The sequence below is a fragment of the Sinobaca sp. SA16-1 genome (assembly GCF_059510515.1).
This window is the reverse complement of the sequence record NZ_JCAKFL010000002.1, coordinates 672,438-691,500: the sequence shown is the minus strand read 5'-3', so window position 1 is coordinate 691,500 and position 19,063 is coordinate 672,438. Positions and strand designations below refer to the sequence as shown.

Here is a 19,063-nt window from a genome sequence, read left to right as displayed (position 1 = left end):
GTTTATTGTTACCAATAAACAGATCTCAAAAAGAATAAAGTAGAGTTACAGAAAAGTATCAGGGCTTTCGCAAATTTCTGGGATGGCTTTTACATGCTATTATTTTGAGATTTAAGGAAGTTCTCCTTTTTTTCTTTTACGGCTGAGATTGTTTAATTAATCTATTTAGGAGGCTATCTATGATACACGAAACAGCACGTCCTTTTCCCGAAGATTTTTTATGGGGAGCCGCTTCGGCTTCATATCAAATAGAAGGAGCCTGGAAAGAAGATGGAAAAGGACTCTCTATATGGGATGAATTTGTTCGGATTCCAGGAAAAACATACAAAGGTACAAACGGTGACGTCGCTGTCGGTCATTACCATCACTGGAAAGAAGATGTTGCGTTAATGGCTGAAATGGGGATGAAAACGTATCGTTTTTCAATAGCTTGGGCTCGTATTTTTCCGGAAGGCTCTGGAAAACCAAATGAAAAAGGTCTGGCTTTTTATGATCAATTAATTGATGAATTACTGAAATATGAAATAGAGCCAATTGTTACGGTTTATCATTGGGATCTGCCTAAGGCTTTGCAGGATAAGTATGGTGGCTGGGCGTCCAGAGAAATTATAGAAGATTTTCTTCATTATAGCGAGACGCTTTTTAAGCAGTATGGGGACCGAGTCAAACACTGGGTCACGCTGAATGAACAGAATATCTTTATTAATTTAGGATACCAGCTTGCTCTTCATCCTCCGGGAGAAAAAGATACTAAAGTGATGTACCAGGCGAATCACATAGCAAGCCTTGCCAACGCAAAGGCAATCGCTGCATTTCGTAAGATTGTTCCAAATGGAAAGATAGGACCTAGTTTTGCCTTAGTTCCTGCGTATCCAGCGACATCAAAACCAGAAGACATTATCGCTGCCGATAATGCAGAAGAATTCGTAAATCATTGGTGGATGGATGTATATGTATTTGGCACGTATCCGAAGATGGCTTTTGAATATTTACAGTCTAAAGGACTGGCACCGGATATAGAGCCAGGAGATGAAGCTATTCTTAAAGCAGGCTCTCCTGATTTTATGGGTGTTAATTACTATAAAACCCAGACCTATGAAAGTAATCCTTTAAACGGCGTAGGGTCCGGAGGTTTTAATACGACTGGCAAGAAAGGTACTACTCCGGAAACCGGTTGGCCTGGTTTGTATAAAACGGTTCGTAATGAAAACCTGGAAGCTACTAACTGGGACTGGGAAATTGATCCTGTGGGGCTTCGTATTGGCATGAGGCGGATTAGAGACCGCTATAATCTTCCAATCTTGATCAGTGAAAATGGACTTGGTGAATTTGATAAGCTCGAAGAAGATGGTAGGATTCACGATCAGTACCGCATTGATTATATTAAAAGTCATATTGAAGAAATCCAACAGGCCATCACAGATGGTGTTGATGTTATTGGTTATTGTGTTTGGTCTTTTACAGATCTTCTAAGCTGGCTGAACGGTTATCAAAAGCGCTACGGCTTTGTATATGTAGATCGGGACGAAGAGAGCGAAAAAGAGTTAAAAAGATATAAAAAAGATAGTTTTTTCTGGTATAAAGATGTAATTGCTAATAACGGCCAGTCTCTTTAATAAAAAACTTGTTCTAATTGAATTTTGAACCATAGTATATACAATGTAAAAAAATCTCAAAACGCTACATGATGATCCCAGTATTGTACTGGGATCATTTCAAGTTGTAAAAGACCAAAAAGATAGCATTAGTTTTTGTCATGTATTGTTGATTCGTACTTTTAAAATGTGTTTATTAAAAAAATTCTACTATAGACTGTTTATCTAGAGTAAGGTTCAGAAATGGGGTCCATCATTATAAATTCGCAGGTTGTAACATTACTTCAATAAAATTTTCCTCTACAATTAAAACAAAAGCGGATGGATCATACAGGTTGGAGTAAATATTTATAATGTCTTTTATAAGTGCAGTTATTATCATACCAGTAGGAACTATCATAACCGCCATCGGTTTTGTTTTACATCAGAAAAGGAAACGTCATTAAAAAATAAAGTACGGCTAGTGTAGTTTCCAGTAAAGAAACTGAAAAAACATGTAAAGGCATAGTAACGCTGATGCTTGCGGGGATCCTGCTGAAGATTGGTTTAATAAAAGAAAAAATACTACAACCCGACTGTTTATAACGTTAAGCGTATTACTGTTATGTAAAGACAAACAAAGCATTAGACTAAAATGTCTATGCTTTGTTTTTAACTATTTATGGAAAATATGTAGACTGAACTAAATATACTTATTAACAAGAGCGGCCGCCGTAAAGCGAAGCCGCACTTGATTCCAAATCCTCTTCTAAGAGGGCACAATTTGCTCTAACGCTTCTTTGACGTCTCGATAGGTCTCGATATCATCTACAGCACTGCCAAGGTTTATTATCGTACGTGCCATGTCTGGACGAACTCCTGTGATAACAGTGCGAATACCAAGCAGATGCAATGTGTTCGTAATCGCTAACAAGCGGGAAGCGACATACGAATCAAACTGATGGATGCCTGAAAAATCAATAATCAGGATAGTGATATTGCTTTCTACGATTTCCGGTATCACACTTTGGATAATATGATCAGCGCGCTCTTCATTTAAGGAGCCCACAACCGGCAGTATAGATACGTCTTTTTTCACTGGTACAACGGGTGCCGAAAGCAACAGCAGTTCTTCCTCCAGCTTTTGCAGGTTTAATTGGTATTGGTTATTGAAATATTCTGTAGAATTTTTTATAGATTGATCGAAAATATCACTCATCCGGCGCATGAAATAAAAGGCATCCCCTAAAATTCCTACGCCATGCTTTTGAAATTCTTCTTCAATTTCTTTTACTACGTTTAAGCGGAATTGAGAAAGGAGCATGACAATATAGGTCAAGTTATATCCCTGCTCACTCAATACGTCCGCGGGGTCGTAATCCAGGTTGGCAGCGGTCGTTGAATGCTGTTCATCAAGTTCCTCTTTGATCTTTAGAAACAAGTTATGGAGTAAATCGTGGTGCAGGTCATATTCTCGTTGTGAGAGCTCGTGCTGAAGGTTCTGAGATGTAGTGGTGACAATACGGCCAATCGCTTGGTCGATGTTGTGAAAAAAATGGTCATATAGTTCTGTACCGATGTAGGCCATGGAATCCCCCTCTTTCTTCTACTTTTTCACGGTATTAAGTATTTTTAAACCTCGATAAAGAATCTCCTCAGGCCTGCCTGTGGGACGGATACCGCATTCTATTGATACAATAAGTGCTGCAGGCTGGAAAAGCCTATATAGCTGAAGGAGGAGTCATACAATGACACGTTTACAAGATAAAGTAGCGATTGTAACCGGAGCAGCCGGAGGTATTGGTTTAGGAACGGCTAAACTTTTTGCCGAACAAGGAGCAAAAGTTATCGCAGCAGATGTTCAATTCGATCTGTTAACAGAAGAAGCAGCAAAGATTCAGAAGCAGGGAGGCGACATTACGTCTCTTTATTTAGATACTGCTTCGGAAGACAGCTGGAAAGAAGTCGTGGAGAAAACGATAACGATTTACGGTCGTATTGATATCCTCGTAAACAACGCAGGCATTCATCTGCCAAATAAGATATTGGAAACATCATTGGATGAGTGGCACCAGGTCATGAATATAAATGGGACAGGCTATTTCCTGGGGATGCGCGAGGTGATTCCGGAAATGCAAAAAGGCGGCCGGGGATCTATTATTAATATAGCATCGATTTCCGCATTAACAGCGGCCGGAGCAGCCGGGGGAAATGGAACAGCATACAGTGCCTCAAAGGGCGCCGTGCGTTCTTTAACCAAACACGTAGCTGCTCATTTTGCAGAAGAACATATTCGTGCCAACAGCATTTTCCCCGGTCCTATTAAAACACCAATTATGGGAAAGAGGCAGGCAACGATTGAGGAAGATAACAAAGATGTCGTTCCACTTCCGCCGCACTATGGAGAAGCAAGTGACATTGCCTATGCTGCTCTCTATTACGCTTCCGAAGAATCCCGCTTTGTTACCGGAGATGAAACGGTTATTGATGGCGGATCGGTCCTGTAATTTTTCAATCATCTTTCAACAAATCATAAAATTATCCGTTGAAAATCCGCACCGATCATGGCAGGTGGGGATTTTTGACGTTTACATTTATTTTTAAAGAAGTGTTAATGGATAAATTGGTTTTATTTATTTGCATGCTTTAAAATACATATATAAAACAATTCCTATAGCAAGGGAACTAAAAATTTCTTTAGTGAAGTGGGGTTCCTAATACGAAGTGATTCCGAATTACCTTACACCATCGTATTGATGCTGCCCTGATTTTACATACTAATCAGGAGGTGAGTTGAATGGTTGAAAAGCATCGTAAGTCATTTGGCTGCTACGTGTTAATTTTCTTTCACATTCTTCTTGGAATTGGTGCTCTCGTTGGCGGCGGTTTTCTAATTATTTCTCCTGACGGTTCTCTATCGTCAATGCCGTTAGACTTATTAAGAGATACTCCTTTTAATAATTTCCTGATACCGGGCGTAATTTTATTTTTAGGCTTAGGCGTGCTTCCACTATTTACGGCAATTTTTCTCACCTTTGAAAAGCCATTAAACATCTCCGGAAAACTAAGACTTTATAAAGAATCTTTTTGGGCATGGAACAGTTCATTGTATATAGGTTTTATCTTAATTATATGGATTACAGTCCAAATGCATTTAATAAAAGAAGTGGTACTGCTGCATATTATTTATATCCTGCTTGGGCTCTTAATCCAATTTGTTACGCTTCTTCCATCCGTTAAAGACCACTATTCCAGCTACGAATATAAAAAATAAAGACAGGGAAGAAAGTTTAATCAAAATACTTTACTATTCTTCTTTTTCCTGAAAAAACCTCGCAGCCCTTTTTAAAAGGAATACGAGGTTTTTGTTTAGCTTTTGTTGTAGTGACAAACTTTTCCTGCAGTCCTTTCATAAGGCTCACCGATAAAACAGAAGCAGCTTTCCTTTCCGGGTTAAGCGGTGGGTCGTTTGAAAATAATTTTCCTCCTCGAGACGTTTTCGCCCATGGGAAATGGCTTCTGTATCCTCTTCATAATCAAATGATTCATTTAAAAGTACAGTGCTGTCTTTGTCGTAGACGGTTAAGTAGTAAGTCATTGTATCCCTCCTGTGGTAATTGAATGAATAGTCATTCACATTATACTTTTATATTACGCTGAAACATTACGATGCGCAAGCCGTATAGACATGAAATAATCATAATTACTATAGCTATAAAGCCGTGTTCTTGTATATGATAGTAGAGGAGGTGTTTGACCACCAGTGAAAAAGAAAAAGCGTACTATATACTCTTTATTTATTACCATTAGTGTTGTACTTTCAGCTATTGTTATTATCTTTTTTATTTCGCTCGGAAATGAGCAGCAGGAGCCGCAGTTGAACCAGCATGGCAGCAGCTTTGCGGTAAACGAAATTCCGGAAGACTTTATTCCTGTTTATCAAGACGCTGCAGAGGAGTATAATATGTCCTGGGAGCTGCTGGCCGCGATTCACCGGGTGGAAACCGTTTTTTCCACAATGAATGAACTGGAGAGCCCGGTAGGGGCTTTGGGCCACATGCAGTTTATGCCCTGCACCTTTGTAGGGTGGAACTACCCGGGATGTGAAGGCAACGGCAGTCTCGACATTCCGGAAGAGGAACTGACAAGCACGGAGGTCATTGATCGATACGGCGGTTACGGAACGGATGGTAATGGAAACGGCCGGGCCGATCCATATGACCTGGAAGATGCCGTATATTCCACAGCTAACTATCTCTCGTCCAATGGGGCGGGAAATGGCCGCGAAGAAGCAGCTATTTTTAATTATAATCAGGCGGACTGGTACGTGGATGAAGTACTCGAATACAGAGAAGCCTATGCCGAGGAATACGTAGTGGTCGAACTGTCGGAAGAAGAAAAGAAACACATTAACTAAAATATAGAAGGGAAAGAGGGGGTTGTATGGCAGAGCTGTTGATGGATATCACGTGGATTGAAGTCCTGTTTTTTATGACGACCCTGTTCTATGCAGGTTTCTTTTCTGTATCTTATCAAGGCGGCTCCTTTTTTCAGCCGGGATGGTTTGATAAAAAACAGCAGCAGCCCTCTCTGATCCAGACCGGTATCAGGCCGGCTGTAAGAAGAATGTTCACGTTTATTAAAAGAAAAGTGCCTGTTTCAAAGGACCAGTCCAAAGATGAAGAACCACCCGTGTTTAATTCTGCTGCAGTATAAGGAGATTGAATACGGGAGGAAATAGAAATGAAAAGAAAAATACTATTTATGCTTGTTATTGTGCTCGGGATTACTGTTCTGTCCGGGTGCGGTATAGAGAGAGAATTTATCACACCGGAGAGCCAGGGAGTATGGAATCACTACTTTGTGTATCCATTCTCCTGGGTGCTCACCCAGCTGGCTCTTTTCTTTCAAGGAAACTACGGACTGGCTATTGTTGCAGCAACTATTGCTGTAAGGCTGCTGCTCGTGCCGCTGTTTGCCAAGCAGCAGCGCAGCTCTCACGAAATGAAGAAAATTCAGCCGCAGATGAAAGAAATTCAGAAAAAATACAACATGAAAGACCAGACCGAAGCACAGAAGTATCAGCAGGAAGTCATGAAGCTGTATCAGACGAGCGGAGTCAATCCTATTGCAGGATGCCTGCCGATTTTGATTCAAATGCCAATTCTCATGGCCTTTTACTTTGCGATTGTGCGCACCGAGGCTATCGCCGGCCACTCCTTTTTATGGATGAACCTGGGAGACCCGGATCCTTATTTTATTATGCCTCTTCTGGCAGGAGCCGCTGTGTTTCTGCAGACGAAAGTTACGTCAGGCGGGCAGGAAATGCCGGATATGATGAAGCCTATGCTGTACTTAATGCCGGTCATGATAATCATCGCAGGTATCGCTCTTCCATCTGCGCTGTCGCTGTACTGGGTAACAGGAGGCCTTTTTATGATTATTCAGGCGTGGATTTTTAAAAAGAAACGGGAAAAATGGGAACAGGAACCCGTAAAATAAAAGCAGGGCTGATGATATAATAGTATCATCAGCTTTTTTTATACAAGGATGAAAAAATCCGGTAAAATACACAGCATATCTCTTGTCAGAAAAGGGAATTGGGATACAGGGAGACAGAGCAGAAGAAAGGATGAAGAAAAATGAGAGCGATTCGTTTTATTCATGCTGCAGACTTACATATAGGCGCTCCTTTTTCTGCATTAAAAGCAGCGGAAGCAGACGTTCAGCAGGAAGTATTAACAAGCACGGAAACAGCTGTGGAAAGAATGGTAAAAGCCGCCGTACGGGATTCTGTCGATTTTCTGCTGTTATCCGGCGATTTATTTGACCAGAAAAGCCGGAGCATCCGCGGCCAGGTCTTTTTGAAACGACAATTTGAACAGCTCGAAAAAGAAAAAATAATGGTATACATCATTTATGGAAATCACGATCCGGTGGAAGGCAACTACGCGCCGGTAAAATGGCCGGATAATGTATATGTATTTTCGAATAAAGAAGAATGTGCGGTGCATCGGGTGGATGAAAACGAGGCCGTCCATCTTTATGGGTACAGCTATGAGAAGCGGGCGGTCACAGAAAACATTGTGCCTTTTTATAAAAAACAGGACGGAGCCGCGCTGCATATTGCCCTTCTTCACGGGCAGCCGCTCGAATCAAGCGCCCCTCACCAGCCCTATGCCCCATTCCGTCTGCAGGAATTAAAGGACAAGCAGATGGATTACTGGGCGCTGGGCCATATTCATAAACGGATGGAACTGGCACCGGGTGTACACTATCCCGGCTGTATTCAAGGACACCATATGAAAGAAGACGGAGAAAAAGGGTATTTGCTTGTAGAAATGTCTTCGGAACAGACAAATGTCCAATTCAGGCCGGTATCCCCGTTCACGTATGAGAAAATCACGGTGTCGATTAACCATATGACATCGGTCGATGAACTGGGAATGGCTTTGGAAGAGGCGCTGGAATCGAGGCTCTCCAATAGTATGGTTAAGGGGGCTGCCGTCCGTCTAACCATCGAAGGAAGCGGCTCTCTTCATGACTCCCTCCGTCAGGAAGCAAAGCGGGAAGAAATAATGGAGTGGCTGCAGGAAGCGGGAAAGAAATTTGTCCCGTTTTATATAATAGAATCCATAGAAGATAAAACGATTAAAGAAACGCATATAGATGCGTTTGACCAGCTGTTATTTACCGGGGATTTAAAAAAAGCAGCAGCCCAAGTAAACAGCGGGGATACAGAGCTGCAGAGTAAATGGGCAGGGCTGGAAAAGCCGGCCGCACGGTACGGGATAGAAGAGCCCGCAGTAGAGGATTTAGTGGATGAAGCGCTTCATCTTATTCAGGAAAAATGGTTAAGGAGAGAAGCGGATGATCATTAAAGAACTTCAGATATATGGATTTGGAAAATGGATTGATACGACTATCTCGTTATCGGACGGCCTGGTACTGATCCAGGGAGATAACGAAGCCGGTAAATCCACCCTGAGGGCATTTATTTTATCGATGCTGTTTGGGTTTCCTTCAAAAATAGAAAAACGAAAAAATTACCGTCCCAAGCAGGGCAGTCGTTATGGAGGAAAAATGACGTTTGTTTCCAATGAGGGAAAACAATTTATCCTGGAAAGAACAGAAGGGAAAAAAGTCGCAGGTGACGTGAAGATCTGGGATGAAGCAGGGACCCTGCAGGACGACAAATGGCTTGAACTGTACCTGCACAGGCTGGACAAAACAACGTACCAGGATATCTTTTGTTTCGGGGCCGAAGACTGGAGTGAACTGCAGCAATTAAAGGCAGATTCTCTTAATCAGTATTTATATGAAGCCGGAATGACGGGCACAAAGCATATGATGGAAATTGAAAAAGAAATGATCCAGGAAGCAGGAGGGTGGTTCAAGCCCCAGGGCCGAAAACCGGTTATTAATCAGCTCCTGACGGCTATAAAGGAAAAGAAAGCAGATATTAGTCGTTTTGAACAAGACCTTGAAGAATACGAAAAACTTCAGGAAAAAGAAAAATCACTGCAGCTTCAAATTGCGGGCACAGAAAAAGACATCCAGCAGCTATACCATAGAAAAGAATGGATCCGCCGTAAAAAGATGCTTCTGCAGACGCTGAATGAAAAAGAAGAACTAGAAGCGCAGGCAGAAGTTTTCCGATCATTTGAAAAGCTGCCTGCTAATCTGAAGCAGCAGTGGGAGAAAATTCAGGACAGAAATAGAAATGCAGGGCAGATGCTGGAAGAAGCCGAGGCAGAGTACTACGAATCGATAAAAACCGTTGCGGGGGAAAGCTGCTCGATCCTGTTGCATAAGGAAAAATACGTGATTCATAACTTAAAAGAAAATCTGCCGCTCCGGGAAAGCAATCAGCAGGAGGCGGAGCAGGCAGCGCAAAAGCTGGAGCGGATCATTTCTGCAAAAAGGGAGCTTTTTTATAAACTGGAGATAGAAGATGAATCTTCAGTGCCTGCTGTATTTCCGAGCATAGCCGGGGAAAATGATTTTAAGATGATTATGGACAGAAAGCGGGCTGTGCAGGAGAACATTCACTTATCTTCAAGAGAAGCAGAACAGCTTGAACAGCAGAAAACCTTTCATGAACAGGAAAAAGAACGGGAAGCTTCCGCGCTTTCTAAAGACAGCCAAGCATCGAAGCAGCCTCATGAAGAAATTGCCGCTGATTCGAGCGGAGAGTGGAGCAAGCTGCTTTTATTTCTAAAAGCTGCCGCTTTTGTTTTTACCGTACTTGGATTATGGGAATTAATTACCGGTTCCTGGTTTGAAGGCATGACTATGCTTGTGGCAGGGATCGCTGCACTCGTATTGTTCCTGCTTCAAAAGCAGACAGACACCCAAAAAGAAAAGCAGCAGTCCGAAGCAGAAAAAGAAAAGTACTGGAAAACACAGCATAGAGAACAGTCTCTCGCAGCAATTAATCAGAATATTGAATTGGAAACAAAGCGAATAGACACTGTACTGGTACGCCTTGATAAGGAAATAGAAGCACAGGAAGAGGTAAAGCGGGAGTTATCGGAATGGTGCAGCAAATGGGGGATGCCTGCGTTCCCGCTCGCTATGGCAGAAGACTATTTTCAGGCATGGAACCGTTTAAAAAACGAAATGGAAAAAGAAAAGGAAGCAGCAGCAGAACTTGCTGCCAGGCAAAAGCGTGTGGCCGATATAGACCACCAAACGAACCAGCTTTACGAGCGCCTGCGCCTGGAAAAAAAGCTTCCAACAGCCCAGTCGATTCACTATGCAGCCGATATGTTAAAGCAGGAAGAAGAGCACCTGCAGCAGCTTAACAGCAGAGCGGAAACCGCAGAAAAAAGCAGGCTCTTTTTTAAAAAGTGGCTGCATGTAAAAGAACAGATAAACGAGGAGCAGTCCGAGTTTCTGCACTCGTACGGGTGGGCCTCAGAAGAAGAGCTGCTCCAGGCAGCGGATGGAAAAGAAACGTATCAAAGCCTGCAGCAGCGTATGCAGCTTGTCAAAGCCCAGTGGCGTTCCCAAATGACAGCAGGAGAAATAGAAGAAGAGCTGATTGCAGCGCTGAAGCTTCCCGGTGATACTGAAGAAGAACTCGAAGAAACCGACAGGCAGATTCACGAGAAACAGGAAAGCATTCACGATTTAAATGAAGAGCTGGCTGCTGTCTTCCAGCGTGTTTATGCATGGGAGGAAGGCGGTGGCTATGAACAGCTTCTTCAGGACTACGAGAACCTGAGAGAGTCACTGGCTGAGCACATGCACCGCTGGAAAGTATGGAATACAGCCGTGTATTTAATGGAGGAGGCAAAATCGGTTCATGAAAAGGAAAGGCAGCCGGAAGTTCTTCAAAAAGCGTCGGACTATTTTCAACGTATAACCGGAGGGGAGCATGTCCGCTTATTTTCACCGATGGGAGAAGAAACTATTATGGTGGAGAGTGCCGGCGGTATCATTTTCACACCGGAAGAACTAAGCTACGGTACGTCCGAACAGTTGTATCTTTCCCTGCGCCTGTCTCTGGCCGAAGTGTATGAAAAGCAGCGTAATGACAGTATTCCCATGACCATAGATGATGCGTTTGCCCATTTTGATCACAGCCGCCGCAGCGAAGCGTTTAGTCTGCTTTCCTATATCAGCAAAGGCCGCCAGATTATTTATTTCACGTGCCATGATTATGCGGAAGTTCCTCTGCTGAAAGATAAAATCCTCTTTCTCGGAAGAGATGGCCCCGATGAAAGGTAGCGCCTTTTAGAAAACATTGATAACATGAACATTATAATGAACGCCGCAGTGAAAGGACTAAATATATGAGTAAGTATAAAGTGTATTTGGCAGAAGATGAAAAAAATCTTTCTGACATATTAAAAGCGTACATGGTAAAAGAAGGCTGGGAGGTCATTGTATTCGAAAACGGCGACGATGCGATTGCAGAAGCCGAGAATGCGCCTCATTTATGGGTGCTTGATATTATGCTGCCAGGTACGGACGGCTATCACGTGTTAAAAGAGATCAGAGCGATTAACGAAAACACACCGGTTATTTTCATTAGTGCCAGGGATCAGGACCTGGACCGCGTTCTTGGTCTGGAAATGGGAAGTGATGATTATTTATCCAAGCCGTTTCTCCCGCAGGAGCTGATCATCCGTGTGAAGAAGCTATTAAAAAGAGTATACGGAGAAATAGCCCAGGAGAATAAAAAAGTAGAGCTTAACGATTATATTGTAGATGCAGAAGCCAGAGTCGTCATTGATACCCTTAATGACAATCGTTCGATTGAACTGACGACTAAAGAAATGGATCTGATTTTACTGCTGACAGAAGATGTAGGGAAGGCTCTGTCCAGAGAAGACATTATCGAACAGGTCTGGGGAGAAGACTATTTTGGATCGGAACGGGCAGTGGATGATGTCGTAAGAAGAGTCAGAAAAAAAATGTCCCGCATCCATCTTGAAACATTATATGGATTTGGGTATCGCATTTTATCATCATGATGAAGCTGAATTTAACTAAACGGGTGTACTTGTCTTTTATTTCCCTGATTGTTCTCGTCGGGTTAACGATGATTATTGTATACCCTATTTCGATCCGGGGGACGCTGACGGAAGAAACGTATCGAATTATCGAGGAAGAGCAGGCGAGAAGTGCCAATCCTTTTAGTGAATATTTCACCCCTCCCGAAGAAGATTTTGATTTTATTGAGAGGCAGGAAGCAGAAAGGTCTGTCGGGCACTTGTTTCTGCTGAATGAAACAGGGACCCTGCAGGGCGGACAGGTTCCTGACAGCGTGCTGCAGGAAATGATATCCAACGCAGTAGATCAGGAAAATGACCAGGAACGATTTGAAATGATGTATAACGATGCAACCTTGTTTTATGTAATTAACCGAATTGAATCAGACGGAGAAGAAGCCTACCAGATTTCCTACATGTGGGATACATACAGAGATTTAATGGTATCGAGGCTCTGGGAACGGCTCGCCTATCTGCTGCTGATTACGAGTGCTCTCAGCTTTCTCCCTGCGATATGGCTTAAACGGTATTTGAGCCAGCCGCTCCGTGTGCTCGGCAATCAATTTGAGCAGATCGCTAAACGAAACTGGAAAGAACCATTTCATCTCGAGGGGGATGATGATTTTATTCGGCTCTCCAATCAGTTTGAAGGAATGCGTCAGAACCTCATCCGGTATGACAGGTCTCAGAAAACGTTCATCCAGCACGCCTCGCACGAATTGAAAACACCTATCATGGTGATAAAAACTTATGCGCAGTCTGTCAAAGACGGCATTCTTCCTAAAGAGGATATTGAAAACACGATGGATGTTATTCTTGAAGAGGCAAACCGAATGGACAAACGGGTCAAAGACATGCTGTATTTTACCAAATTGGACGCGATGAAGCGCAATACGATTAATTTGGAAGAAATGATGTTTGGCAGTGTGGCGTTTCGGATTGAAGAACGATTCCGAATGAAGCGCGGCCACGTTAAATTTATCATTGAAGGTGCCGATGTAGAAATGACGGCAGATAAAGAGCAGATTCAGATACTGCTGGAAAACCTGATTGAGAACGCGATGCGTTATGCGAAGGACACGATTTGGATAAAAGCAGAAGAAACCGCGGATACAATCATTATCTCTGTCCGAAATAACGGGTCGCTGATTCCCGATGAGGAATTGGAACAGATATTTACACCTTTCCAAAAAGGAAATAAAGGACAGTTTGGACTTGGACTTGCGATCGTGCAGCGTATCGCCGAGCTCCATGAAGGAACCCATGAGGCCATTAACGAAAAGGACGGCGTTTGTTTTAAAATCACGATTCCGAAATCTTTGAAGCGCACAATAGAAGAGCAGTAGCAAAAAGGATGGGCGGAGGCCCATCCTTATTTGTTTCTATATACTGTTTTTTTTCGGCGGCTGCTTTCCGCAGGCCATGCCTCAGTTGAAGAGTGAAAAAGCGTCCTCTTCCTCTTCGTCGATGGCTGTTCTGCAGGAGTCCACCGCTGCAGGAGTGAAGCTGCCTTTTTAAAGAAAGAGTTGATCCCACATAGAAAAGGATGGGCGGAGGCCCATCCTTTTAATGTGTTATCGAATGTTTGTAGAGAGATTAGAATGACGGTGCCTGACTATTCTTCTTCCTCAGGCATGTTGATCCAGTCTTCGTAAGAAGGCTCTTCCACATTAATGTCAGCATCTTCCATTAAGTTCTGCATGACTTCTGTTTCATCAAGACGCTGTTCCTGCCTTAGGGCTTCTTCAATATCCCCCTCAAGCTCTTCATACGTATCACGTACTTCTATGAGTTCAATGATGTGAAAGCCGAACTCGCTTTCAATAGGTTCGCTGACTTCGCCTTCTTCCATGCTGAATACGGCTTCATCGAATTCAGGTACCATCTGACCTCTATTGAAAAAGCCGAGATCTCCTCCTTGTTCAGCAGAACCAGGATCGGTCGACATATCAGTAGCCACATCCTCAAAGCTTTCCCCGTCGTCAAGGCGGGCGACAGCCTCGTCAGCTGTTTCTTCATCTTCCACTAGAATATGACGAGCGTTGGCTGACTCAAGATCTTCCTGGTTTTCTTCGAAATAGGCTTCTTTGTCTTCCTCGCTTACTTCTACATCTGCTTCCGCCAGATCATAAACAACAACCTGGGGTTTGAGGTAATCTTCCTTGAACTCATCTACAGACTCTATTTGAACGCCCAGCTGGGATTCCATAAGAGAAAGGAGCTCTTCGTCTTCCTGAACGCCGACCTGTTCTTTAAAGTCCGCCAGCTCTTCATCAAGACGTTCTTCGGTAATCTCCATTTCTTCTGCCTGCTCATCAATTAAAGCACCCTGGACCATATCATTTAGCACCTGGGAGCCATATGTGTTTTTTAGCTCATCGGTAAATTCTTCTTCCGTAATTTCCGTGTCATTTACCTGCACGACTGTCTGGGTGTTATCTGATGACTGTTCTTCATTATCATTACAGCCTGCGAGAAACAGCAGCCCGCTCGTGCCGATAACGGCAATTAGTTCTTTCTTCATGTTTAATCCAGCCCCTTATTATGTATATACTGTGCCAGTTTCTACTATATCATAAATTGAAACGCAATTTTATCTATTTATTTTCCGCTTTTTTCTTTTTCCAGACGTGTTAACTTGTGTAAAATAGAAAGAGTACGTATCGTCGGAAGGGAATCAAAACAAAGAAAGAGAAAAGAGTGAATAAAAGTGGAGAAAAGAAGAATGATTTGGAAATGGCTTTTTATTGGGCTGCTGGCCGTTAATGCCATTATTATTGCTTTTTTGTTTATCCTGCTCATGCAGCCTTTTTCAGACAACGAAGAAGAAGCAGGGGAGAGGCAGCTTGAAAGAGAACCTTCGGAAGGATTTCAGCATTACTTTACGTTGAGCCTGACGACAGATCAATTAAAAGAAGTGATTGAAGAAGAATGGCAGGAAGAACAGCTTGAACTGGATGTAGTCGAAAACCGCCTGCTGCAGGTGAATCTGCCGCTTGATATTCTTGGAAATGAAGTGAATGCTACGTTCGATTTCGAACCGGAAGCACTCGATAATGGAAATATGGCTTTTCATCAGCAGAGCTTTTCAATCGGAGGGATTCCGCTTCCTTCATCAGCCGTTCTGACACTGCTGCAAAGCCAGCTCGACGTGCCTGAATTTGTTGAGATGCAGCCGTCTGAAGAGCAGATAGTCGTGCATACAGAGGATATCGAAGTTGGGGAAGGGTTCTATACCCAGGCAGAATCTTTTAATTTAGAAGAAGACGATATTTCCGTTTATGTAGGCAGAATAGAAAATTAAACAAATAAAAAAACAGCCGGCATGGTTATGCGGGCTGTTTTATTAGTATATGCATGCCGTGTTGTTTCTTTTCAATAAAGCAGTGCTTTGGTGCTGTAAGGAGCTGTTTTACATAGATGTAATCGTAAAAGGCAAATCCGGCATTTACAGCAAACAAAATTAAAAAATAAGGAAGCAGGGAAGGCATAAGAAAAGCACCTGCAGCAGCAAATAGACCGGTAATAAGAGATGGAAACACCATCGAAAAGATATAAATGTTTTTACTGATCGGTTTCTTGGAACGAAAAACCACATAAGGGAGATTTCGTTTTTTGGTTCGTTCAATGCTGAAAGAAGTATGCGGGCCGACCGAGAAAAGCGGCAGGTAATGGAGCAGAATATGGCCCGGAAATAGTATTCCGATAAACAACAGCGCGCCAATAAAGCTTATATCGGCATAGACCGGAGAAATATGCCAAAAGCTGAAAAATAAATAAGTCAGTATAAATGTAATCATCATCAGCCCAAGCGCTCCAAAACGAAGCTTCTTAGGATTATATTCTCTTTTAACGTTTATTGATTTCCAGCAGTTCATAGGAAACCCCCTTTTCTTTCCAACTATCTATCTGATAAATCTAATCCCTATTGAAAGAAAAAGCAAGGGGGTGTGAAAATGTTTAAAAAATCTAACAATTTAAAAGAAGGCATGGTAAAAAACTATGCCTGGCGTACCGGCATAGCTGAATGCAGCTTATTCTTCTTCAGCATGATATTTAGAAACAAGATGTCCATCCTTTTCAAGAAATTCATCATCAAAATTCGACAGGGATGCATCAAAAATCTCCATGAAATCTTCTCCATATAAATGACGGACAATCGTAATCAGCTCTGAAAAATCCGGAAATTTGCCGTAAAGCTGCTTGATCGGCATAGCACCTTCATAAATGCCGAACGTATCTTTTTCGTATTCTTCAAACGTCTGAAGCAGAAGTTCGCTTCCTTTTTCCGTTAGTTCAATGTACGTATTTCGTTTATCCGTTGTTTTTTTGGAAAATCGGAGAAGGCCGCGTTCTTCCAGCTTCTTTGAAAAGTTAAATGCAGTAGAGACATGCATGACACCGAATTTAGCAATATCTGATATAGAGGCACCCTCCAGCTGATAGGAAATCAATAATATTTGATGCTCGTTAATATTCAGGTCGAATGGCTTTACCCACATCTGCCAATCTTTCTCTACAGACTTCCATAAAGCTTTTGTGAGCTGGGCCATTTTATAACTGAACATGAGAGACTGTTTTGATCCAGCGGGCATTGATTCCAAGGTAGGTCCTCCTTCCAAAAAAAGTATTGTAAAAAAAAGTGGGAATACATTCATTTTTCAGAAAAGGAATAAAAAAAGAATGCTTATTTAAGTTCTTTACGAATCTTTTTATTTAATTGGGACACTGCTTCGGAGATTTCTTTAATCTGTGATTGGATCGTTTCTACTTCCGGTTCTACTTCTTCTTTATAGCGGGTATATGTTTTACTCATTTCTTTAGAAAAGCCGTCTACTGCTTCAAAACCCTCGGCAGCCATGTCCTGCCAGTCCTGCATCAGCCTTTTACCTTTTTTTGAAGCGCTGGAATCGCGCCAGTATGCCCAGTCGCCGCGGATCAGGGCGTCCCGGTTTTTTCGGCCGGATGAGGGAGAGGTAAGCAGCGTAATGATGCTTCCAGCAATCGTTCCTACAGAAATTCCTAATACTAATGATTTCGTATTCACTAGAACTCACTTCCTTTCAGAATAAGAAACGGTTTTTTTAAAATACTATTCTTTAATAACAGTATAAGAAAAATCGAGAGAAAAAGAAAGCATCCCGGGTGAAATTATTCACACAATTCCGTAATCCATCTGTAGAAAAAAAAAAAGAAGAACCCGGGAGTCCGGATTCTTCTTCATTTACGTATTTATACTGTGAAAAACGAAAGAGAAAGCTCATTTTTTTACAATAATGATCAACGGTGGGAATCGTGGAATTTATTCATAAATGAAGCAAGGGCATCGCAGGATTCCTGTGTTACTGCGTTGTAAATTGAAGCACGGCACCCGCCTATTGAACGATGACCGTTCAAACCGATAAAGCCATTGTCTTTTGCTTCTGTTAGAAAGGCTTTCGTCAAGTCTTCGGATGGAAGAGTAAACGTTATATTCATACGCGACCGGCTGTCTTTCTCGGCATGTCCGGTGTAGAAACCGCTGCTTTTATCAATAGCTGTATAGATGGTATCGGATTTTTGTTTATTTCTTTTTTCCATTCCTTCGGCTCCACCGTTTGCTTTAATCCACTCGAGCACGTTATTGAGCATGTATATGGAAAAAGTGGGTGGGGTATGATAAAGAGAATTCGCTTTGGAATGCGTGCTGTACTTGAGTATAGTCGGTACGCTGCTGTTTTCATTTTCGATAAGGCTTTTTTTAATGATTACGGTAGTGACACCGGAAGGTCCGAGATTCTTCTGGGCTCCTGCATAAATAACAGAAAATCGTTCCACCGGGATAGGTCTGCTTAAAATATCACTCGACATGTCCGCAAACAGGGGAGCTTTCCAGTCGTAGTCGAAATCCTGCCACTGTGTGCCGAATATCGTATTGTTTGATGTAATATGCACATACGCATCATCATTATCCATATCAAGGGATTCAAACGCAGGAATATAAGTGTAATTTGTGTCTTTTGCGCTTCCTCCAACTTTTGTCTGTCCCATAGCTTCGGCTTCTTTTAAAGCCTTCTCCGACCAGGATCCTGTCAGCACATAATTACCCGGCGCTTTCTCAGGAAGAAAGTTCATAGGAAGCATGGAAAACTGGAGGCTTGCTCCACCCTGGAGAAACAAGACTTCATAATCATCGGGAATATTCATAAGTTCTTTCATTAAAACAGCAGCATTATTGTGAACCTCTTCGTAATCTGCGCTGCGGTGGCTGAGTTCCATCACGGACATGCCGGTATTATTAAAATTAGTCAATTCCTTTTGAGCTTTTTCCAGCACTTCCGTTGGAAGAGCGGCCGGCCCTGCATTAAAATTGTGTGCTCTAGTCATTGAATAGGTCGACTCCTTTACTCCGATAGAGATATTTGCGTTCATGTGAATAGTTTAACAAACAAATCTCAAAACAGCCAGAACAGACGCGGTAAGGATTATTGTTTTTTCAGAGCTTCGCCAATCTGTTCTGCTATTTTCTGCAGATCTTCTGCGGAGTAGGCATCGGAATGGTCGACAAACGAAGGCTGAAATCCATCTGTATCGTCGTAGCGCGGAATAAAGTGCAGATGATAGTGAAACACGGATTGGGAAGCAGGGGCCTCATTGTTATTAAGCAGGTTCATTCCCGCCGGCTGAAATGCTTCTTTAATTGCATTGGCAATAGCAGGGGCTTTACTGAACAATTTGGCTGCGGTATCGGGCTGGAGTTCGTAAATGTTTTTCTGGTGGTCTTTCGGGATAAGGAGCGTATGTCCTTTTGTTACCTGGCCGAGATCAGTAAAAGCCAGCATATCATCATCTTCATATACAATAGAAGCTGGAATATCCCCCTGAATAATTTTACAGAAAATACAATCGTGTTCTAGTGGCATGTATATTCTCTCCTCTTTTTGCTCGATTTACTTTCTATCATACGTAGAATTTCCGGAAATGAAAAGAAGGAATGGCGGAGACCTT

At 42.5% G+C, this 19,063-nt stretch carries 20 protein-coding genes; 11 read left to right on the top strand and 9 right to left on the bottom strand.

The window, feature by feature from the left end; translation table 11 throughout:
* The first annotated feature begins 179 nt into the window (after nt 1-179).
* Entirely contained in the window at nt 180-1,616 is a 1,437-nt protein-coding gene (locus tag AC5W2J_RS07610; RefSeq protein WP_496058872.1) for a glycoside hydrolase family 1 protein, read from the top strand.
* Between the two features lie 727 nt (nt 1,617-2,343).
* Here the strand turns inward: AC5W2J_RS07610 and AC5W2J_RS07605 are convergent.
* Nucleotides 2,344-3,162, bottom strand: a complete 819-nt coding sequence (locus tag AC5W2J_RS07605) for an STAS domain-containing protein (protein WP_496058871.1) — start codon at nt 3,160-3,162, stop codon at nt 2,344-2,346.
* Between the two features lie 160 nt (nt 3,163-3,322).
* Here AC5W2J_RS07605 and AC5W2J_RS07600 point away from each other — a divergent pair, with 160 nt between their 5' ends.
* Both AC5W2J_RS07600 and AC5W2J_RS07595 read left to right on the top strand, forming a co-directional pair.
* Nucleotides 3,323-4,081, top strand: a complete 759-nt coding sequence (locus AC5W2J_RS07600; protein ID WP_496058870.1) for an SDR family NAD(P)-dependent oxidoreductase — start codon at nt 3,323-3,325, stop codon at nt 4,079-4,081.
* A gap of 290 nt (nt 4,082-4,371) precedes the next feature.
* Nucleotides 4,372-4,848, top strand: coding sequence for a hypothetical protein (locus tag AC5W2J_RS07595; protein WP_496058869.1), 477 nt, complete (start codon nt 4,372-4,374; stop codon nt 4,846-4,848).
* 16 nt (nt 4,849-4,864) lie between these two features.
* On the opposite strand, the gene AC5W2J_RS07590 is transcribed toward AC5W2J_RS07595, so the two are convergent.
* Both AC5W2J_RS07590 and AC5W2J_RS07585 read right to left on the bottom strand, forming a co-directional pair.
* On the bottom strand, nt 4,865-4,987 hold the full coding sequence (locus tag AC5W2J_RS07590) for a hypothetical protein (RefSeq protein ID WP_496058868.1): 123 nt from the start codon (nt 4,985-4,987) through the stop codon (nt 4,865-4,867).
* Between the two features lie 5 nt (nt 4,988-4,992).
* Nucleotides 4,993-5,172: a YhzD family protein gene (locus AC5W2J_RS07585; protein ID WP_496058867.1), complete on the bottom strand. Its 180-nt coding sequence runs from the start codon at nt 5,170-5,172 to the stop codon at nt 4,993-4,995.
* 165 nt (nt 5,173-5,337) lie between these two features.
* On the opposite strand from AC5W2J_RS07585, the gene AC5W2J_RS07580 reads away from it, so the two are divergent.
* The 7 genes from AC5W2J_RS07580 (at nt 5,338) to AC5W2J_RS07550 (ending at nt 13,422) form a co-directional block, all read left to right on the top strand.
* A complete protein-coding gene (locus AC5W2J_RS07580) occupies nt 5,338-5,991 on the top strand; it encodes a lytic transglycosylase domain-containing protein (RefSeq protein ID WP_496058866.1) in 654 nt (217 codons plus the stop codon).
* Between the two features lie 26 nt (nt 5,992-6,017).
* Nucleotides 6,018-6,290, top strand: coding sequence for a hypothetical protein (locus AC5W2J_RS07575; RefSeq protein ID WP_496058865.1), 273 nt, complete (start codon nt 6,018-6,020; stop codon nt 6,288-6,290).
* 27 nt (nt 6,291-6,317) lie between these two features.
* The gene (yidC, locus tag AC5W2J_RS07570) at nt 6,318-7,076 is read left to right on the top strand and encodes a membrane protein insertase YidC (RefSeq protein WP_496058864.1); all 759 of its coding nucleotides are present in this window, start codon (nt 6,318-6,320) and stop codon (nt 7,074-7,076) included.
* Nucleotides 7,077-7,216: 140 nt separating this feature from the next.
* Nucleotides 7,217-8,455 (top strand): metallophosphoesterase family protein, encoded by a 1,239-nt coding sequence (locus AC5W2J_RS07565; protein ID WP_496058863.1) that lies wholly within the window; start codon nt 7,217-7,219, stop codon nt 8,453-8,455.
* Nucleotides 8,445-11,309, top strand: coding sequence for an ATP-binding protein (locus AC5W2J_RS07560; RefSeq protein WP_496058862.1), 2,865 nt, complete (start codon nt 8,445-8,447; stop codon nt 11,307-11,309). Before AC5W2J_RS07565 ends, AC5W2J_RS07560 begins: the two co-directional genes overlap by 11 nt.
* Nucleotides 11,310-11,374: 65 nt before the next feature.
* A complete protein-coding gene (locus AC5W2J_RS07555; protein WP_496058861.1) occupies nt 11,375-12,058 on the top strand; it encodes a response regulator transcription factor in 684 nt (227 codons plus the stop codon).
* Nucleotides 12,055-13,422, top strand: coding sequence for a sensor histidine kinase (locus AC5W2J_RS07550; protein WP_496058860.1), 1,368 nt, complete (start codon nt 12,055-12,057; stop codon nt 13,420-13,422). The genes AC5W2J_RS07555 and AC5W2J_RS07550 overlap by 4 nt, the downstream gene beginning before the upstream one ends.
* A gap of 269 nt (nt 13,423-13,691) precedes the next feature.
* Here the strand turns inward: AC5W2J_RS07550 and AC5W2J_RS07545 are convergent, their stop codons facing one another.
* On the bottom strand, nt 13,692-14,600 hold the full coding sequence (locus AC5W2J_RS07545; RefSeq protein ID WP_496058859.1) for a foldase protein PrsA: 909 nt from the start codon (nt 14,598-14,600) through the stop codon (nt 13,692-13,694).
* A gap of 201 nt (nt 14,601-14,801) precedes the next feature.
* Here AC5W2J_RS07545 and AC5W2J_RS07540 point away from each other — a divergent pair, with 201 nt between their 5' ends.
* A complete protein-coding gene (locus AC5W2J_RS07540) occupies nt 14,802-15,380 on the top strand; it encodes a YpmS family protein (protein WP_496058858.1) in 579 nt (192 codons plus the stop codon).
* A 25-nt stretch (nt 15,381-15,405) separates the two neighbouring features.
* On the opposite strand, the gene AC5W2J_RS07535 is transcribed toward AC5W2J_RS07540, so the two are convergent.
* The 5 genes from AC5W2J_RS07535 to AC5W2J_RS07515 form a co-directional block, all read right to left on the bottom strand.
* A complete protein-coding gene (locus tag AC5W2J_RS07535; RefSeq protein WP_496058857.1) occupies nt 15,406-15,954 on the bottom strand; it encodes a DUF3267 domain-containing protein in 549 nt (182 codons plus the stop codon).
* Nucleotides 15,955-16,110: 156 nt separating this feature from the next.
* Nucleotides 16,111-16,671 carry an HTH-type transcriptional regulator Hpr gene (locus tag AC5W2J_RS07530; protein WP_496058953.1) on the bottom strand — a complete coding sequence of 187 codons (561 nt, stop codon included), beginning with the start codon at nt 16,669-16,671 and terminating at the stop codon, nt 16,111-16,113.
* Between the two features lie 92 nt (nt 16,672-16,763).
* Nucleotides 16,764-17,123: a YtxH domain-containing protein gene (locus tag AC5W2J_RS07525; protein WP_496058856.1), complete on the bottom strand. Its 360-nt coding sequence runs from the start codon at nt 17,121-17,123 to the stop codon at nt 16,764-16,766.
* A 233-nt stretch (nt 17,124-17,356) separates the two neighbouring features.
* The gene (serC, locus tag AC5W2J_RS07520) at nt 17,357-18,442 is read right to left on the bottom strand and encodes a 3-phosphoserine/phosphohydroxythreonine transaminase (RefSeq protein WP_496058855.1); all 1,086 of its coding nucleotides are present in this window, start codon (nt 18,440-18,442) and stop codon (nt 17,357-17,359) included.
* A 98-nt stretch (nt 18,443-18,540) separates the two neighbouring features.
* Entirely contained in the window at nt 18,541-18,978 is a 438-nt protein-coding gene (locus tag AC5W2J_RS07515; RefSeq protein ID WP_496058854.1) for an HIT family protein, read from the bottom strand.
* Between the last annotated feature and the right edge of the window lie 85 nt (nt 18,979-19,063).

Coding starts and splice junctions, on each gene's coding strand:
- AC5W2J_RS07610 (WP_496058872.1), top strand. CDS start 180: ATGATACACGAAACAGCACGTCCTTTTCCCGAAGATTTTTTATGGGGA.
- AC5W2J_RS07605 (WP_496058871.1), bottom strand. CDS start 3,162: ATGGCCTACATCGGTACAGAACTATATGACCATTTTTTTCACAACATC.
- AC5W2J_RS07600 (WP_496058870.1), top strand. CDS start 3,323: ATGACACGTTTACAAGATAAAGTAGCGATTGTAACCGGAGCAGCCGGA.
- AC5W2J_RS07595 (WP_496058869.1), top strand. CDS start 4,372: ATGGTTGAAAAGCATCGTAAGTCATTTGGCTGCTACGTGTTAATTTTC.
- AC5W2J_RS07590 (WP_496058868.1), bottom strand. CDS start 4,987: ATGAAAGGACTGCAGGAAAAGTTTGTCACTACAACAAAAGCTAAACAA.
- AC5W2J_RS07585 (WP_496058867.1), bottom strand. CDS start 5,172: ATGACTTACTACTTAACCGTCTACGACAAAGACAGCACTGTACTTTTA.
- AC5W2J_RS07575 (WP_496058865.1), top strand. CDS start 6,018: ATGGCAGAGCTGTTGATGGATATCACGTGGATTGAAGTCCTGTTTTTT.
- yidC (WP_496058864.1), top strand. CDS start 6,318: ATGAAAAGAAAAATACTATTTATGCTTGTTATTGTGCTCGGGATTACT.
- AC5W2J_RS07565 (WP_496058863.1), top strand. CDS start 7,217: ATGAGAGCGATTCGTTTTATTCATGCTGCAGACTTACATATAGGCGCT.
- AC5W2J_RS07560 (WP_496058862.1), top strand. CDS start 8,445: ATGATCATTAAAGAACTTCAGATATATGGATTTGGAAAATGGATTGAT.
- AC5W2J_RS07555 (WP_496058861.1), top strand. CDS start 11,375: ATGAGTAAGTATAAAGTGTATTTGGCAGAAGATGAAAAAAATCTTTCT.
- AC5W2J_RS07550 (WP_496058860.1), top strand. CDS start 12,055: ATGATGAAGCTGAATTTAACTAAACGGGTGTACTTGTCTTTTATTTCC.
- AC5W2J_RS07545 (WP_496058859.1), bottom strand. CDS start 14,600: ATGAAGAAAGAACTAATTGCCGTTATCGGCACGAGCGGGCTGCTGTTT.
- AC5W2J_RS07540 (WP_496058858.1), top strand. CDS start 14,802: ATGATTTGGAAATGGCTTTTTATTGGGCTGCTGGCCGTTAATGCCATT.
- AC5W2J_RS07535 (WP_496058857.1), bottom strand. CDS start 15,954: ATGAACTGCTGGAAATCAATAAACGTTAAAAGAGAATATAATCCTAAG.
- AC5W2J_RS07530 (WP_496058953.1), bottom strand. CDS start 16,671: ATGCCCGCTGGATCAAAACAGTCTCTCATGTTCAGTTATAAAATGGCC.
- serC (WP_496058855.1), bottom strand. CDS start 18,442: ATGACTAGAGCACACAATTTTAATGCAGGGCCGGCCGCTCTTCCAACG.
- AC5W2J_RS07515 (WP_496058854.1), bottom strand. CDS start 18,978: ATGCCACTAGAACACGATTGTATTTTCTGTAAAATTATTCAGGGGGAT.